The following is a 14,949-nucleotide window of genomic DNA, read 5'->3' on the forward strand; positions in this document are numbered from 1 at the left end:
TTATTCCCCTTTAGTTATTTTTCTCAAAGAATCATAAACCCTTCCAATAATTTCCTTTTCTTTCATTGATATGTGTTTGAAATTATAATTATCAGACATTTTTGAATCTTTTGACCACCCCATTAGATAGCACCTTAATCCTGACTTTCGACTAACTTCTAAATTTGAACCATCAATTTCATTTGAATAAAAATAGTTCCAAGAATGCCTTAACTTATGCCCTGATAAATTCTTCAATTCCGGGTTTGTCTTTTTAATGGTCGAAATAATCTTTTCATATGCTGAAACAGACAAAGGTTCTCCTACTGATTTACAGGAACTGTGTGTAACAAATAGGAAGTCATGTTTTTTCTTTTTAGTATATTTATCTCTGTAGTTATCTATGTAGTCAAAAATCTCCATTGCTAATTCGTCTGATAAGGGAATTTCCCTTTCGCCTGTTTTAACTAATGGCTGATTAAGTCTTCGATCTTCAATGCAGTCATGTCTTCTGAAAATACTTAAAGTGTAATCTCTACGATTCAAATCGTTTACTTTAAGATTTAGAAGTTCTCCTGCTCTCAAACCACAATTCAATAACAATGTAAAAATGAGTCTATTCCTCACCTGAACATCCTTTTGGAAAGGATTTTGGCTTCCTTCAATTTCTAATAGCTGAAACAGTTTTCTAATTTCTTCCTCGCTCAATGATTTGTCTTTTCTGTCATTCATGCTTTGTGTTTTATTTCGTGGGAGATGTGCTCTCAAATTTTCTATGAAAGTATCGACTTCATATTTAGCATGGATTCCCTTAATAGAATGAATCATTTCGCAAAGCCATTTAAGATAGCTTGAGAAAACATGGACTCTATAACTGAAAGTTCTCTTAGCAACCTGCTCCTTTTTTATCAATCTTACATTTGTAATCTTTTGCTTATCGAATCTCTGCCTTGCATACCTAATCAAGTCATCTATTTCCGCTATATTTAGAAATCCCTTACTTTCAATCCTATTAATGATATCTATGTTCCTGCTTTTCAAGTAATTACTCAGTATGAGTAGGTTTGTTGCGACTATCTCCATTGTTGATACGGTCGCACTTCTGTTTCTGACATTATTTGTGAGATAAAGGTTTTGATAGTAAACTGGCAACTGTGTCTCTTTATCGAGAATCAAGCATCCTCGTTCACCACTGCTCATCATAAACTTTTTAATTTTATAAGACATTATATTAACTCTCCGAAAACTTTACATTTAGTTATCACTACGGCTTATCTTTATTTGACTAATTTAAATTTTGCAAATTTTTTTGTTATTTATGGGTTTATTTATAATGAATATATATACTTAAAAATTTTTCTTTCACGTGAAAGAAACAGGTACGGCTAGTTTCAGGTATCCATACCCGATATTTAGAAAACCATCTTTAAGCCTTATAGCAAAAGCGGTGCGAAAAAAATCGTCAAGAATTTCGTAAAATATCAACATATTTCCAATAATAAACTTTACAAAAATTAAAAATAGCAGTTAAAGATAGCAATACATAATGTTGAAAGTTCATCAGGACATTTAATTAACAAACACCATGTTTTTAAAACCTCTTGCTGTTCACTAAAACTTTTTTCTCGGATTGAAATGAATGCATCTTTGGCATTTCCGACTAAATACTGACTCAATAAAAATACTGTTTCTCTGTTGAATGTATTATCTTCTAACCCTTCGACTTCATCATGGTCAAAAAGCTTTCCATATAAGGTTGCCACATTAATCATATGGTTTTCATCACTGAAAAATACTTCACCTTTCATTTATCGATCTCCTATAAAATTCACAGTTTAATTACGAGACTGACTAATTTTTTCTGAGATCCATTCATCAACTTCTACTTCAACAAAAGCTACAGCCCTCTCCCCTAATTTGATAGGTTTGGGGAATTTATCTTCGGAGATCAATCGATAAATCCATGCTTTTTTATAACCTGTTTTATTTAGAACTTCTGGAAGGCGGATGAGTCTTTTAGATGCCGTATTCATATTTGTATCTCCTCGTCTGGTCGATGAGTTGATACTAATACTCGATAGGTAGGCTGTTGAAGGGTAGTTTCGTATATGGAATTCTATGGGTTAACTTCTTGAAAAAAATGAAGAGGAAGATAATTATTTTATCCTCCCCCTTGCATTATCACTCGAAACATGAAACTTCCTTACAACAAACTTCTGAGTTCACTGAGAGTTACACTTTCCATATGGCTGTTTTTATTGATAAAATTTTCAATGCTTTTACATGTCTCACCAGACAATGCTTTCTCAGCTAAAGGGCGGTCAGTTTCCTTAAGTTGTTCTTCACCCCTGATCTCATCAGTTAATCGTGGGTAAAGAATCCTGGATAAGACAGTATTCGTTAAGGTTATTTTTTTCAATTTTGCCCAGAGAAGCAGATCCATCATAGGCAGTATTCTATAATCTATAAGCTTGATAATTTTAGCCAATCCAAACTTTTCGATTTTGCTTTCTTTAATCTGATATTCTTTCCTCCATACAGGCAGCATTACTTTCAGGGAGTTTAAAACTTCTTCATCAGAGGAGTTTTCAATATCAAATGATATGAACATTCTACTCTCTGAATTTCTTTTAATTACATCTCTCATACTCACAGTTAATGGCTGAGATTTTACTTCTTTTTTAAGCTCATCAGTTCCTTTTATGAAAGAGTCTGGAGAAAAGATCTCTAATGCTCTTTTTAAACTATCAATCTGCTTGAAAGTTACTTGCTGTATGTGACTATTACTATGATTACTCAGATCCTTCATATCGAAGATAGAACTGACTAATGGCTCACCAGCTAAAATCCTTTTAAAAATTTGGTCATCTCCATCAAAGAAGTCCATCCCTTCGAATATATTCTTTCTAACTTGAAATTCTTTATGAAACTCTCTTAAAGATAACTTTTCAACATCCTCATAATTTTCGATCTTAAACCATGTTTGAAGTTCTTTATTAATTTCGTTCAACTTCATTATTTCACCTATTAGAAATTAAATTTTATTCTTCAACTCATCAAGATAGTTAGCATACCATTGCATCATTTCTCGACGACCTTCCAAATACTGAGCATGGTTGTAAGTGCCTCTAATTGTATTTCTGTCAGCATGTGCAAGCTGAGTCTCAATCCATGAACTTTCAAAACCCTGTTCATGCAGAATTGTGCTTAGAGTATGTCGAAAGCCATGTCCTGTTGCCTTTCCGTCATAACCAATCTTTTTTATCACCTGGTTTATACTGGCTTCACTCATACTTTTTCGTGAATCATTTCTTCCTGGGAAGATAAATCTGAACCCACCAGTAAAACTTCTTAACTCTTCTAAAAGATCGATTGATTGCTGTGATAGAGGGACAATATGAGGTCGTTTCATTTTCATTCGAGCAACTGGAATCTGCCAGAGTCGTTTCTCGAAATCTATTTCAGACCATTCTGCTGAACGAAGCTCAATCGTCCTGAGTCCAGTTAGCATGAGAAGCTGTGTGGCGATTTGAGTGATTTTACTACCAGAGTAATTTGCCAGATGCCTTTGAAACTCACCCAGCTCATCTACTGACAGATGAGGAAAATGTTTTTGTTTTGGGGCTTTCAGCACACCTACCAGATCTGATACAGGATTATGTTCTGCTCTGCCCGAAATGACTGCATAGGTGAAGATTTGACGACATGCTTGGCGAGTTTTCTTCAGCTTATCAAGAACACCACGACTTTCCATTTTACGAAGAACATCGAGCATTTCCTTAGCATTGATCTCAGCAACAGGTCTTCTACCTATGTAGGGAAAGACATCCTTCCTCAGGTATTCAAGAATGTCATCAGCATAGCCCTCAGACCAAGAGGGTTTCTTATGTTCATGCCATTCAATGGCAATCAGTTCAAAACTGTTGCTTACAGCCATAATCTTAGCTGCTTTGATATCTTGTTTTTGCTGGCTTGGATCGCCACCTTCAGACAGGAGTTTCTTAGCTTCAGAACGTTTGATCCTTGCTTCAGCGAGTGTGAGCAATGGATATGTGCCGAAGGTAACTCGTTTTTCTTTACCTGCGATCCTATATTTTAGCCTCCAACTCTTTGTTCCATTTGGAAAAATCTCAAGATACATCCCACCACCATCGGCAAGCTTGTATGATTTTACCTTAGGCTTAGCTGAGTCAATTTGTCGAGCTGTCAACTTCATATGGGGGCATCCATTTCATTGAACCTAGCAATGCCCCCTATCCTGCCCCCAATCGGAACAAGAACGCAATAGGTGACCTTGGACCAAGATGGACCATAGTGAAGTGTTATATTCTGATTTGAAAGGAAAAAGTAGACTAGAAAGGATGTTAATAGAAGAAAAGATGGCACGCCCTACAGGATTCGAACCTGTGACCTACGGCTTAGAAGGCCGGTGCTCTATCCAACTGAGCTAAGGGCGCATGGAGATGGCACGGATTATACGTTGGGAAGCGGGTACGTCAACGTTTTTGCCGTTTCTGCGCAGCGAAGTGCTGCGGGAATAACCAATTTGCGTCAATGACGTCTGCGCCATTCGCTGAGCGACACAAGTTTGCTGGTTTCGGTAAATTCCCCTTCCAGCTCAACCTTTTGCGATGAGACATGCGCATTGTATTGCTCACGAAGCGCGTGCAGCTCCTGGCTGTCCGGCTCCAGCTGGCGCAGAAAGCCCAGCGCGAGCAGCAGCTGCTGACGGCTGATAAGGGCCGGGAAACCAGCGCGACTGAGAATGCCATGCCAGCGCTGGCGGTTCTCCTCGCTGCCGTCGACAATCAGCACCTGCCAGATCAGCAGTACCGCTGCGCCATTATGCAGATGCGTTTCATTATCGTGGCTAAGATAGTCGGTAAACTCTTTCGCCGCCTCTTTTCCCATCATGGCGGTCATGGACTCCACCTGTACCGGCGGCAGCTGCAAGCGTTTGCTGAGCCGCTGGACGGCGTGACGTGAGCCAGCCGTGAGCAACTGAAATCCAGCGACAAACACCATCGCCAGAGTGGCAAGTATTATCCAGATCATGACATCATTCCCAGTTTGTCTGGCAGGTATCATACGCAAGCAGGCTGGTACTCGTCGCTATGAAAAAAGCAGGAAAGCACCTACGCAGCTGAAACTGAGACTGACAGCGCGCCGCGCTTCTGACAAAATAGCCCCCTTCCCCCGATTTAACACAACACAGTGGATTTCCTCTCTGATGGCAGCAAAAATTATTGACGGTAAAACGATTGCGCAGCAGGTGCGTCTTGAGGTTGCGGAAAAAGTAAAGCAGCGTCTGGCCGCCGGAAAACGTGCGCCCGGTCTGGCAGTCGTTCTGGTGGGGGAAAACCCTGCCTCGCAGATTTACGTAGCCAGCAAACGCCGCGCCTGTGAAGAGGTCGGCTTTATCTCCCGCTCTTACGATCTGCCTGCCACAACCCGCGAAGCGGAGCTGCTGGAGCTGATTGATAACCTCAATCAGGACGGCGACATTGATGGCATCCTGGTGCAGCTGCCGCTGCCAGCCGGCATCGATAATGTCAAAGTGCTTGAACGCATCACGCCTGATAAAGATGTCGATGGTTTCCATCCCTATAACGTCGGACGCCTCTGTCAGCGCGCGCCGACCCTGCGCCCCTGCACCCCACGCGGTATCGTGACGCTGCTGGAGCGCTATAACATCGATACTTTTGGCCTGAACGCGGTGGTGGTGGGCGCGTCCAATATCGTTGGTCGCCCGATGAGCATGGAACTGCTGCTGGCGGGTTGCACCACAACGGTCACGCACCGCTTTACCAAAGATCTGCGTCATCACGTTGAACACGCCGATCTGCTGGTAGTGGCGGTCGGTAAGCCCGGCTTTATTCCCGGCGACTGGATCAAGCCGGGCGCTATTGTGATCGACGTGGGTATTAACCGTCTGGAGAGCGGTAAAGTCGTGGGCGATGTCGACTTCGATAGCGCGTCACAGCGCGCCTCTTACATCACCCCGGTGCCGGGCGGTGTCGGCCCGATGACGGTGGCAACCCTGATTCAGAACACGCTCCAGGCGTGTGAAGAGCTTCATGACAGAGAGGTGGTATAAATGGCAAACTTTTCGCTGGGAAAATTCCCGCATGTCGATCTCTGTGATCTGCTGAAACTGGAAGGCTGTGTCCAGAGCGGCGCACAGGCTAAAGTGGCGATTGCCGACGGAGAAGTGAAGGTCAATGGCGTGGTGGAAACCCGTAAACGCTGCAAAATCGTTGCCGGTCAGACGGTAGAGTTCGCCGGTTTTCGCATCACCGTTGTAGCCTGATGCTAAGGCGTCCCTGCGGGGACGCTATGACCTCCCCTCACGTGTCTCTTCCCACTGACTGCGGGCGCCTGTCACCTTCACGGTTGCTGCGGCAGACGGAAACAAAGAGTCGAAGTCACATGCAAAAGAAAGGGCGATGACTCGCCCTGTTTGCTTATTTCCGACGCCAGCTCGACCCTTGTGGTCCATCCTCAACGATCACGCCCAGCGCGTTAAGTTTGTCGCGCGCGATGTCCGCTTCCGCCCAGGCTTTGGCTGCCCGCGCATCGGCACGGGCTTTCACCCAATGCTCAATCTCGGCCACCTCGTCATCATTCACCTGCGCGCCACTTTGCAGGAACTGTTCCGGCTCCTGTTGCAGAATGCCCAGCACGCTGGCAAGCTCGCGCAGCTTCGCCGCCAGCCCATTCGCCGCAGCGCTATTTTCACTTTTCAGGCGGTTCACTTCACGCGCCATATCAAACAGCACCGAATAGGCTTCCGGGGTGTTGAAATCATCATCCATGGCGCTGCGGAAGCGCGCTTCAAACTCTTCGCCGCCCTGAGCTTGTGCGCTGCTGTCGGTGTGGCGCAGCGCGGTATAGAGACGCTCCAGCGCTGCCCGCGCCTGGTTCAGGTTATCTTCGCCATAGTTGAGCTGGCTGCGATAGTGACCGGACATCAGGAAGTAACGCACTGTCTCCGCGTCGTAGTGTTGCAGCACGTCACGCACGGTGAAGAAGTTACCCAGCGATTTCGACATCTTCTCGCGGTCGATCATCACCATGCCGGAGTGCATCCAGTAGTTGACGTAAGGGCCGTCATGGGCGCAGCTCGACTGCGCGATTTCGTTTTCATGGTGCGGAAACATCAGATCGGAACCGCCGCCGTGAATATCAAAGTGGCTGCCGAGCTGCTTGCAGTTCATCGCTGAACATTCGATGTGCCAGCCGGGACGTCCGTTGCCCCAGGGGGATGGCCAGGCCGGTTCATCCGCTTTCGACATCTTCCACAGCACAAAGTCCATCGGGTTGCGCTTCACGTCAGCCACTTCAACCCGCGCGCCCGCCTGCAACTGTTCCAGATCCTGACGTGACAGCACGCCGTAATCGGTATCGCTCAGCACATCAAACATCACGTCGCCATTCTCCGCCACATAGGCGTGACCGCGGGCGATCAGCGTCTCCACCAGCGCAATGATCTCCGCGATATGGCGGGTAGCGCGTGGCTCCTGATCCGGCGGCAGAATGCCGAGCGCAGCGAAGTCGCTATGCATCTCACCAATCATCCGGTTGGTCAGGGTTTCGATGCTTTCGCCGTTTTCACTGGCACGTTTAATGATTTTGTCATCAATATCGGTGATGTTGCGCACATAGTTAAGCTGATAACCGAGATAGCGCAGGTAGCGCGCCACCACGTCAAACGCCACAAACGTCCGCCCATGACCAATGTGACAGAGGTCATACACCGTGATGCCGCAAACATACATGCCGATTTTACCGGCATGAATGGGTTTGAAATCCTCTTTCTGTCGACTCAGGGTGTTATAAATCTTAAGCATTGAACGGTTCCGTTTTGACGTGTGGTTGACACTTTTAAGTATCCAGACATTGTGCCGTATTTTTATCGCTCGCGCGACGCAAAGCAAGCCAACTGCGCCGCGCTGCTGACGTGTCATTGGAAATTATGATATAAGAACGGTCGACAAAAAGAGGGATGCCCGCGAACAAGGCGACCTCAGCAACTGCTAACAACCTTTACAGGATGACAAAAATGGTAACTTTCCAGACGAACCATGGCGATATCGTAATCAAAACCTTTGATGATAAAGCGCCAGCAACTGTACAGAACTTCCTGGATTACTGCCGTGAAGGTTTTTACGACAACACCATTTTTCACCGTGTGATCAACGGCTTTATGATTCAGGGCGGCGGCTTCGAGCCGGGCATGAAACAGAAAGCGACCAAAGAAGAGATCAAGAACGAAGCCAACAACGGCCTGAAAAACACCAAAGGTACGCTGGCAATGGCACGTACCTCTGCGCCGCACTCTGCGACCGCACAGTTTTTCATCAACGTGGCAGACAATGACTTCCTGAACTTCCGTGACGAAAGCGTCCAGGGCTGGGGTTACTGTGTGTTTGCCGAAGTGGTTGAAGGCATGGATGTGGTCGAGAAGATCAAAGCGGTCTCTACCGGCCGTAGCGGTATGCATCAGGATGTGCCGAAAGATGACGTGGTTATCCAGAAAGTGACCGTCAGCGAGTAATGTCGCGCACGCTGTTTATCGCAGATCTCCATCTGTGTCAGGAAGAACCGGCGATTACCGCCGGTTTTCTGCATTTTTTACAGCGCGAAGCGCCGCACTGCGACGCGCTCTATATTCTCGGCGATCTGTTTGAAGCCTGGATTGGCGACGACGATCCCAATCCGCTGCATCAGCAGGTGGCCAGCGCCCTGCGCGCCCTGCCGGTGCCGGTCTATTTTATTCACGGCAACCGCGATTTCCTGATCGGCCAGCGCTTCGCCCGCGCCAGCGGCATGACGCTGCTGCCGGAGGAGCAGGTGCTCACTCTCTACGGCCATCGTCTGCTGATTATGCATGGCGATACGCTCTGCACCGACGACGCCGGGTATCTGCGCTTTCGCGCCAAAGTGCATAATCCCTGGATCCAGCGACTCTTCCTGGCGCTGCCGCTACGGATACGCAAACGCATCGCCGCCCGGATGCGCGCCGACAGCAAGCAGGCCAATCAGCATAAGTCACAGACCATTATGGATGTGAATCAGGAGGCGGTGGTCGCGACGCTGCGGCGTCAGCAGGTGCCTCTGCTGATCCACGGCCATACTCACCGTCCGGCAATCCATGAGATCAGGCTCGCGGGTGAAACGGCGCAGCGCGCGGTGCTGGGGGCCTGGCACAGTCGCGGCTCGATGATCCAGCTCGACGCCCAGGGCATTCAGCTTATCGATTTCGACTTTTGATCGGCGGTTAAATCCATCCCATCAGCGCGACGCAACCGTTTTCCTTGCGGTCTTCTCATGCTATTCTCTGTGCCCTTCAAAACCTGTCCGCCCGGCCAGGTCTGTCTGTTCATTCACAGGAGTTGACCGCATGTCATCCAACGCCCCGGCCCGCATCGCCATTGTTATGGGTTCCAGAAGTGACTGGGCCACCATGCAATTCGCGGCTGAGATCCTCACCAGCCTGGACGTCCCCTTCCATGTTGAAGTGGTCTCTGCCCACCGCACCCCGGATAAACTGTTCAGCTTCGCCGAAACGGCAGCGGATAAGGGTTTTCAGGTGATTATTGCTGGCGCGGGTGGCGCGGCTCATCTGCCGGGAATGCTGGCCGCCAAAACCCTGGTGCCGGTGCTGGGTGTGCCGGTGCAGAGCGCCGCGCTGAGCGGTGTGGATAGCCTCTACTCGATTGTGCAGATGCCACGCGGTATTCCGGTCGGCACGCTGGCGATTGGCAAAGCGGGCTCAGCCAATGCCGCGCTGCTGGCGGCACAGATTCTGGCGCTGCATGACCATGAACTGGCGTCACGCCTGAATAGCTGGCGTCAGAGCCAGACCGACGAGGTGCTGAACCATCCCGATCCGCGGGAGGAGGCATGAAGCCAGTTTGCGTGCTGGGCAACGGTCAGTTAGGCCGTATGCTGCGTCAGGCGGGTGAACCGCTGGGTATCGCGGTCTATCCGGTGGGCCTGGATGCCGATCCTGATGCGCTGCCGATCGCCGACAGTGTGATCACTGCCGAAATCGAACGCTGGCCGGAAACCGCGCTGACGCGCCAACTGGCCGGTCATCCCGCCTTTGTGAACCGCGATATTTTCCCGCGCCTGGCTGACCGTCTGACGCAGAAGCAGCTGCTCGATCAGCTGGGACTCGCCACCGCGCCGTGGCAGCTGCTGGCGGACAAGAGCGAATGGCCAGCGGTGTTCCGTTCGCTTGGCGAGCTGGCGATTGTGAAGCGCCGCACCGGGGGTTATGACGGACGCGGCCAGTGGCGTCTGCGCGCGGGTGAAACTGACGCGCTGCCGGATGATTGCTACGGCGAATGCATCGTTGAGCAGGGAATCAACTTTTCAGGTGAAGTGTCACTGGTGGGCGCGCGCGGGCACGATGGTCAGACCGTGTTTTATCCGCTGACCCATAACCTGCATCAGGAGGGCATTCTGCGCACCAGCGTCGCCCTGCCGCAGGCGGATCAGGCGCAGCAGCAGCAGGCGGAAGCGATGCTGAGCGCGATTATGCAGGCGCTGAATTACGTCGGCGTGATGGCGATGGAGTGTTTTGTCACCCCTGAAGGCTTGCTGATCAATGAGCTGGCACCGCGGGTGCATAACAGCGGTCACTGGACGCAGAACGGCGCGTCGATCAGCCAGTTTGAGCTGCATCTGCGGGCGATTCTGGATCTGCCCCTGCCGCAGCCGGTGGTGTTCGCGCCCTCGGCGATGGTCAATCTGATTGGTACTGCCGTTAATCTCCGCTGGCTGGCAGAGCCGCTGGTGCATCTGCACTGGTATGACAAAGAGGTGCGTCCGGGTCGTAAAGTCGGCCATCTCAATCTGACCGATAGCGATGCAGCGCGGCTGAAGGCGGCGCTGAAGGCGCTGGTGCCAGAGTTACCGGAAGAGTACGCCAGCGGCATCGCCTGGGCGGTTGAAAAACTTTAGTCCCCTTCAGACCCGGCTGATGATGCCACTTTCAGGCGGCTCAGAAGCTCAACGCGATGGGAGCCTGCGCCTGTAGCAAAGCATAGCGGGCCAGGGATGGCCCGCGCTGAGCCCGCCAGGGATGGCGGCTTTTGCGTCTTTGCGGAAGGTGCAGGCTCCCTGAGCCGGTGCCTTAGCGACACACGCGGCGAGCATCTGACCGGGTTTTTAATGCGCGCTGTAAATGACCGGGTACAGGCTGGCTGGATTGAACCGTCACGCCACCTCAATCCAGCTATCCCTTACGCCGCATCAAACTTCCTGAACAGCGCTTTCCCTTTCAGCAATCGCACCCCCAGCCAGCCGCCGCACAGCGATAACAGCAGCGCGCCAACTAACGGTAGCGCCAGCCACAATGTCCAGTCAGGCTGCCACGGGAAGTCGAAAATCTTACGCTGTAAGCCCCACAGCGCCGCTTCCGCCCCCATCGCCGCCGCCACGCCGGAAACCACGCCGAGCAGGGCGAACTCACACCAGAGCGTGGTGCGCAGCAGGCGTTTACCGGCTCCCAGCGTGCGATAGACCACCAGCTCCTGGCGGCGCTGACGCATCCCGACCTGAATCTGCGCCAGCAGCAGCAGTACGCCGCAGGCGGTCACCAGCACCACCATAATCTCCAGCGCCTGGCTGACCTGCGCCAGCACCTGACCGATCTGCCGCATGATGCTGCCAATATCCAGCAGACTCAGCGCCGGAAAGGCGCGATTCAGCTCCGCCAGCAGGGCAGGATTCGCCTCCATGCGGAAGCTGGTGAGCCAGGTCTGGGGCTGACTGTCGAGCGCCCCCGGCGGGAAGATAAAGAAGAAGTTGGGCTTCAGGCTCTCCCAGTCCACTTTGCGCAGACTGGTGATGCGGGCGCTGAAGGTCTGGGTGTCGCCGTCAAAAGTCAGGGTATCGCCCAGCTTCAGCCCCAGACGATCCGCCAGTTCCACTTCCATGGAGACTTCGCCCGCTTTGGGCGGCCAGTATCCCGCCACCAGCGGATTGTGATCCGGGCGCTCCGCCAGCGCCGTCAGGTTAAGTTCACGGTTCAGGGCGTTATCCTGTTTCGGATCGGCCGGTTTGCCGTTGAGTTCGCTGAGCCGTACCCGCGCAATCGGATAGAAGGTCTCTGGCTTAATCTGATGCGATTGCAGAAAGTCACGCACCTGCGGCACCTGATCTGCGGTCATATTCAGCAGGAAGAAGTTCGGGCTGTCCGGCGGCAGCTGTTGCTGCCAGCGATCCAGCAGATCGCCCCGCATCACCAGCAGCAGTGCCAGCAGCATAAACGACAGCGAAAAGGCCGCCAGCTGGCTCAGCGTCATACCTGGCTGACGCAACAGCCGGTTAACCGCCAGCCGCAACGCCAGATTCTTCACCACCAGCTTACGCAGCAGCAGCAACGTTCCCCAGCCGAGTAGCGCCAGCAGTCCGGCCAGTACCACCACACCCGCCAGCAGCGCCCAGAGCATTTTGCTGCCGCCGACCAGCAGCGCTAACAGCGCCACCACCACGCTGATCATCACCGGAATATAGAACTTCAGCGGCCAGAGGTTGGCCACCGCGTCACGCCGCAGCACGCGCAGTGGCTGCGTCGCCAGCAGCAGTCGATAGGGACGCAGCCCCACCAGCAGCGAAATCACAAACAGCGACCCCACTGCCCAGATCCACGGCCAGACGCTGGCGGCCGGTAAGCTGGCGGGCAGCACCGGCTTCAGCATCGTCATCAGCAGCGCTTCCACCCCCTGCCCCACCAGACCACCGGCTATCGCCGCCAGCAGCAGCACCGCCAGCCACTGACCGATGATCAGACGCTGCAATGCGCCGTGGGTCGCGCCCAGCGTTTTCAGCACCGCCACCAGGTCGTAGCGGCTGCGGCAATAGTGACTCATGGCGACCGCGACGGCGGCAATCGCCAGCATCAGCGTCAGCAGCGCCGAGAGCAGCAGGAACTGCTGCGCCCGCTGCATCGACCGGCCCAGTGCATCTTCCGAGTTTTCCACGCTGATCCAGCGCTGATCCGCCTTCAGCTGCGGTTCGATCCAGCGGTCATAGCGCGCCAGCTGGTCAGGATTGCCGGAAAATTTATAGCGCCAGCTGATACGGCTGCCCGGCTGAATCGCCCCGGTTTTCGCCGCATCCGCCAGATTGATCAGCAGACGCGGCGCCATCTCAAACGGGTTAAAGCCGCCATCCGGCTCCTGGATCACCTCGCCGCTGATGCGCAGCTGAGTATCCCCCGCTTCCAGCAGATCGCCCACTTTCAGGTTCAGCAGCGCCATCAGGCGCGGGGCCGCCAGCGCCGTGCCCGCCTGCGGTTTAAGCCCGGCGGGCTGGGTCTGTAGTGTGCCAAACATCGGATAAGCGTCATCTACCGCTTTGACGGCGGCGAGCTGCGGTGACTGACCGGCAAAGGTCATGGTCATAAAGGTCAGCTGACGGCTTACCGTCAGGCCGGTTTCCCGCGCCTGCGTCAGCCAGGCTTCCGGGACGGGATCGCTGCTGCGCAGGGTGCGGTCGCCAGCCATAAAATCACGGCTCTGCTGGTTCAGCCCTTTTTCCATCCGATCGCTGATCGACCCCAGCGCCAGCACGCAGGCCACCGCCAGCGTCAGCGCCAGCCAGACAATCAGCAGCGAGGGTGAGCGCCACTCGCGCCAGAACCAGCGCCAGATCATTGCTCCTCCCATAATTTACCGTCGCGCAGCCGCAGGCGACGGTCGCAGCGCGCCGCCAGTTGCTCATCATGCGTCACCAGAATCAGGGTGGTGGCGAAGTCGCGGTTCAGTGAAAACAGCAGATCGGCGATGCGGTCGCCAGTTCGGCGGTCAAGATTACCGGTCGGTTCATCGGCAAACAGCAGGCCCGGACGTCCACTAAAGGCGCGCGCCAGCGCTACCCGCTGCTGCTCACCGCCGGAAAGCTGGGCGGGCAGATGATGCAGACGCTCACCCAGCCCGAGCAGCGTCAAAAGTTCACGCGCCTGCTCCCGGCTCTGGCGGTCACTGTCGCCGCGCAGCAACGCGGGCAGCTGGACGTTCTCCTGCGCATTCAGGGTCGGCACCAGCATAAAGGACTGAAACACAAAACCGACCTGCCGGGCGCGCAAAGCGGCGCGTTGCTCTTCGTTCATCTGATGCAGCGGCTGCCCCAGCAGATGCACCTCGCCGCTGCTACCGTCATCCAGCCCGGCCAGAATCCCCAGCAGGGTTGACTTCCCGGAGCCGGACTCCCCAATCAGCGCAATGGTCTCGGCTGGTTTGACAACCAACTCAACTCCGGTAAGGATGGTTAACTGATGCTCTCCCTGACCGACGGACTTAGTAAGATGATGAACTTCAACAATGTTTTCCGCTGGCATTATCCCTTCCTGTTAATGATTCTTCTGCTGGTGTCGCGTCTTGCGGCGGCGGATACCCTGCTGGTACTGGGCGACAGCCTGAGTGCGGGCTATCGGATGTCGGCGACGGCGGCCTGGCCGAGCCTGCTGAATCAGCAGTGGCAACAGCAGCCTAAAGTGATCAACGCCAGCATCAGCGGCGATACCGCCGCGCAGGGTCTGGCGCGCCTGCCCGCGCTATTAAAACAGCATCAGCCGCAGTGGGTGTTAATCGAATTGGGCGGTAACGATGGACTGCGCGGCTTCCCGCCCGAGGCTATCGCACAAAACCTGAGTAAAGTGATCGACGATGTCAAAGCGGCCAACGCGAAGCCGCTGCTGATGCAGATCCGCCTGCCCGCCAACTATGGCCGCCGCTACACCGAGGCGTTCAGCAATATCTATCCCGGCTTAGCGCAGCAGCATGCGATCCCACTGGTGCCCTTTTTTATGGAGCAGGTCTATCTGAAGCCTGAATGGATGCAGCAGGATGGCATTCATCCGAATCCTGCGGCCCAGGCTTTTATCGCCCGGTTAATGGACAAAGAACTGGCTCCCTTAGTTAAGCAGCCGTAGCGCAGTTGAGCGCGTTAAAAGGG

At 52.5% G+C, this 14,949-nt stretch carries 16 protein-coding genes and 1 tRNA gene; 7 read left to right on the plus strand and 10 right to left on the minus strand.

Annotated features, from left to right (window positions below; genetic code table 11):
* The 7 genes from ACCW71_RS10000 to ACCW71_RS10030 all read right to left on the minus strand — a co-directional run bounded on the left by ACCW71_RS10000 (position 1) and on the right by ACCW71_RS10030 (position 5,034).
* A complete protein-coding gene (locus ACCW71_RS10000) occupies positions 1-1,206 on the minus strand; it encodes a tyrosine-type recombinase/integrase (RefSeq protein ID WP_436371038.1) in 1,206 nt (401 codons plus the stop codon).
* Positions 1,207-1,493: 287 nt separating this feature from the next.
* Complete coding sequence (locus ACCW71_RS10005; RefSeq protein ID WP_436371039.1) at positions 1,494-1,787, minus strand: hypothetical protein; 294 nt, start codon at positions 1,785-1,787, stop codon at positions 1,494-1,496.
* A 27-nt stretch (positions 1,788-1,814) separates the two neighbouring features.
* Positions 1,815-2,012: a helix-turn-helix transcriptional regulator gene (locus ACCW71_RS10010; RefSeq protein ID WP_413676271.1), complete on the minus strand. Its 198-nt coding sequence runs from the start codon at positions 2,010-2,012 to the stop codon at positions 1,815-1,817.
* Between the two features lie 170 nt (positions 2,013-2,182).
* Positions 2,183-2,995, minus strand: coding sequence for a DUF6387 family protein (locus ACCW71_RS10015; RefSeq protein WP_436371040.1), 813 nt, complete (start codon positions 2,993-2,995; stop codon positions 2,183-2,185).
* 18 nt (positions 2,996-3,013) lie between these two features.
* Entirely contained in the window at positions 3,014-4,195 is a 1,182-nt protein-coding gene (locus ACCW71_RS10020; protein ID WP_436371041.1) for a tyrosine-type recombinase/integrase, read from the minus strand.
* Positions 4,196-4,359: 164 nt separating this feature from the next.
* Positions 4,360-4,436, minus strand: a tRNA-Arg gene (locus ACCW71_RS10025).
* Positions 4,437-4,530: 94 nt separating this feature from the next.
* The gene (locus ACCW71_RS10030) at positions 4,531-5,034 is read right to left on the minus strand and encodes a DUF1198 family protein (protein ID WP_436371042.1); all 504 of its coding nucleotides are present in this window, start codon (positions 5,032-5,034) and stop codon (positions 4,531-4,533) included.
* A gap of 175 nt (positions 5,035-5,209) precedes the next feature.
* On the opposite strand from ACCW71_RS10030, the gene folD reads away from it, so the two are divergent.
* Together folD and ybcJ are read left to right on the plus strand one after the other, a co-directional pair.
* A complete protein-coding gene (gene folD / locus ACCW71_RS10035) occupies positions 5,210-6,076 on the plus strand; it encodes a bifunctional methylenetetrahydrofolate dehydrogenase/methenyltetrahydrofolate cyclohydrolase FolD (protein WP_436371043.1) in 867 nt (288 codons plus the stop codon).
* The gene (ybcJ, locus tag ACCW71_RS10040) at positions 6,077-6,289 is read left to right on the plus strand and encodes a ribosome-associated protein YbcJ (RefSeq protein WP_436371044.1); all 213 of its coding nucleotides are present in this window, start codon (positions 6,077-6,079) and stop codon (positions 6,287-6,289) included. It begins immediately after the preceding gene.
* 154 nt (positions 6,290-6,443) lie between these two features.
* On the opposite strand, the gene cysS is transcribed toward ybcJ, so the two are convergent.
* Positions 6,444-7,829, minus strand: a complete 1,386-nt coding sequence (cysS, locus tag ACCW71_RS10045) for a cysteine--tRNA ligase (protein WP_436371045.1) — start codon at positions 7,827-7,829, stop codon at positions 6,444-6,446.
* A 212-nt stretch (positions 7,830-8,041) separates the two neighbouring features.
* On the opposite strand from cysS, the gene ppiB reads away from it, so the two are divergent.
* From ppiB to purK, 4 genes are all read left to right on the plus strand, one after another.
* A complete protein-coding gene (gene ppiB, locus ACCW71_RS10050; protein ID WP_436371046.1) occupies positions 8,042-8,536 on the plus strand; it encodes a peptidylprolyl isomerase B in 495 nt (164 codons plus the stop codon).
* Positions 8,536-9,252 carry a UDP-2,3-diacylglucosamine diphosphatase gene (lpxH, locus tag ACCW71_RS10055; RefSeq protein WP_436371047.1) on the plus strand — a complete coding sequence of 239 codons (717 nt, stop codon included), beginning with the start codon at positions 8,536-8,538 and terminating at the stop codon, positions 9,250-9,252. The genes ppiB and lpxH overlap by 1 nt, the downstream gene beginning before the upstream one ends.
* A gap of 130 nt (positions 9,253-9,382) precedes the next feature.
* Complete coding sequence (gene purE / locus ACCW71_RS10060; protein WP_436371048.1) at positions 9,383-9,889, plus strand: 5-(carboxyamino)imidazole ribonucleotide mutase; 507 nt, start codon at positions 9,383-9,385, stop codon at positions 9,887-9,889.
* Complete coding sequence (purK, locus tag ACCW71_RS10065; RefSeq protein ID WP_436371049.1) at positions 9,886-10,950, plus strand: 5-(carboxyamino)imidazole ribonucleotide synthase; 1,065 nt, start codon at positions 9,886-9,888, stop codon at positions 10,948-10,950. The genes purE and purK overlap by 4 nt, the downstream gene beginning before the upstream one ends.
* 281 nt (positions 10,951-11,231) lie before the next feature.
* Here purK and ybbP read toward each other — a convergent pair whose 3' ends face one another.
* Positions 11,232-13,649: a putative ABC transporter permease subunit YbbP gene (ybbP, locus tag ACCW71_RS10070; protein WP_436371050.1), complete on the minus strand. Its 2,418-nt coding sequence runs from the start codon at positions 13,647-13,649 to the stop codon at positions 11,232-11,234.
* Positions 13,646-14,332: a putative ABC transporter ATP-binding protein YbbA gene (gene ybbA / locus ACCW71_RS10075; RefSeq protein WP_436371051.1), complete on the minus strand. Its 687-nt coding sequence runs from the start codon at positions 14,330-14,332 to the stop codon at positions 13,646-13,648. Before ybbA ends, ybbP begins: the two co-directional genes overlap by 4 nt.
* On the opposite strand from ybbA, the gene tesA reads away from it, so the two are divergent.
* A complete protein-coding gene (tesA, locus tag ACCW71_RS10080) occupies positions 14,300-14,926 on the plus strand; it encodes a multifunctional acyl-CoA thioesterase I/protease I/lysophospholipase L1 (protein ID WP_436371052.1) in 627 nt (208 codons plus the stop codon). The two genes, ybbA and tesA, sit on opposite strands and share 33 nt — an antisense overlap.
* Positions 14,927-14,949 lie beyond the last annotated feature (23 nt).

This window comes from Pantoea sp. C2G6, from assembly GCF_051336815.1.
Classification (GTDB): Bacteria; Pseudomonadota; Gammaproteobacteria; order Enterobacterales; family Enterobacteriaceae; genus Pantoea.

Bases quoted from the DNA above. Each gene is read 5' to 3' on its own strand.
- ACCW71_RS10000 (WP_436371038.1), bottom strand. From the start codon at position 1,206: ATGTCTTATAAAATTAAAAAGTTTATGATGAGCAGTGGTGAACGAGGA.
- ybcJ (WP_436371044.1), top strand. From the start codon at position 6,077: ATGGCAAACTTTTCGCTGGGAAAATTCCCGCATGTCGATCTCTGTGAT.
- ACCW71_RS10020 (WP_436371041.1), bottom strand. From the start codon at position 4,195: ATGAAGTTGACAGCTCGACAAATTGACTCAGCTAAGCCTAAGGTAAAA.
- ACCW71_RS10030 (WP_436371042.1), bottom strand. From the start codon at position 5,034: ATGATCTGGATAATACTTGCCACTCTGGCGATGGTGTTTGTCGCTGGA.
- cysS (WP_436371045.1), bottom strand. From the start codon at position 7,829: ATGCTTAAGATTTATAACACCCTGAGTCGACAGAAAGAGGATTTCAAA.
- ACCW71_RS10005 (WP_436371039.1), bottom strand. From the start codon at position 1,787: ATGAAAGGTGAAGTATTTTTCAGTGATGAAAACCATATGATTAATGTG.
- purK (WP_436371049.1), top strand. From the start codon at position 9,886: ATGAAGCCAGTTTGCGTGCTGGGCAACGGTCAGTTAGGCCGTATGCTG.
- ACCW71_RS10010 (WP_413676271.1), bottom strand. From the start codon at position 2,012: ATGAATACGGCATCTAAAAGACTCATCCGCCTTCCAGAAGTTCTAAAT.
- ybbA (WP_436371051.1), bottom strand. From the start codon at position 14,332: ATGCCAGCGGAAAACATTGTTGAAGTTCATCATCTTACTAAGTCCGTC.
- ACCW71_RS10015 (WP_436371040.1), bottom strand. From the start codon at position 2,995: ATGAAGTTGAACGAAATTAATAAAGAACTTCAAACATGGTTTAAGATC.
- ppiB (WP_436371046.1), top strand. From the start codon at position 8,042: ATGGTAACTTTCCAGACGAACCATGGCGATATCGTAATCAAAACCTTT.
- folD (WP_436371043.1), top strand. From the start codon at position 5,210: ATGGCAGCAAAAATTATTGACGGTAAAACGATTGCGCAGCAGGTGCGT.
- ybbP (WP_436371050.1), bottom strand. From the start codon at position 13,649: ATGATCTGGCGCTGGTTCTGGCGCGAGTGGCGCTCACCCTCGCTGCTG.
- purE (WP_436371048.1), top strand. From the start codon at position 9,383: ATGTCATCCAACGCCCCGGCCCGCATCGCCATTGTTATGGGTTCCAGA.
- lpxH (WP_436371047.1), top strand. From the start codon at position 8,536: ATGTCGCGCACGCTGTTTATCGCAGATCTCCATCTGTGTCAGGAAGAA.
- tesA (WP_436371052.1), top strand. From the start codon at position 14,300: ATGATGAACTTCAACAATGTTTTCCGCTGGCATTATCCCTTCCTGTTA.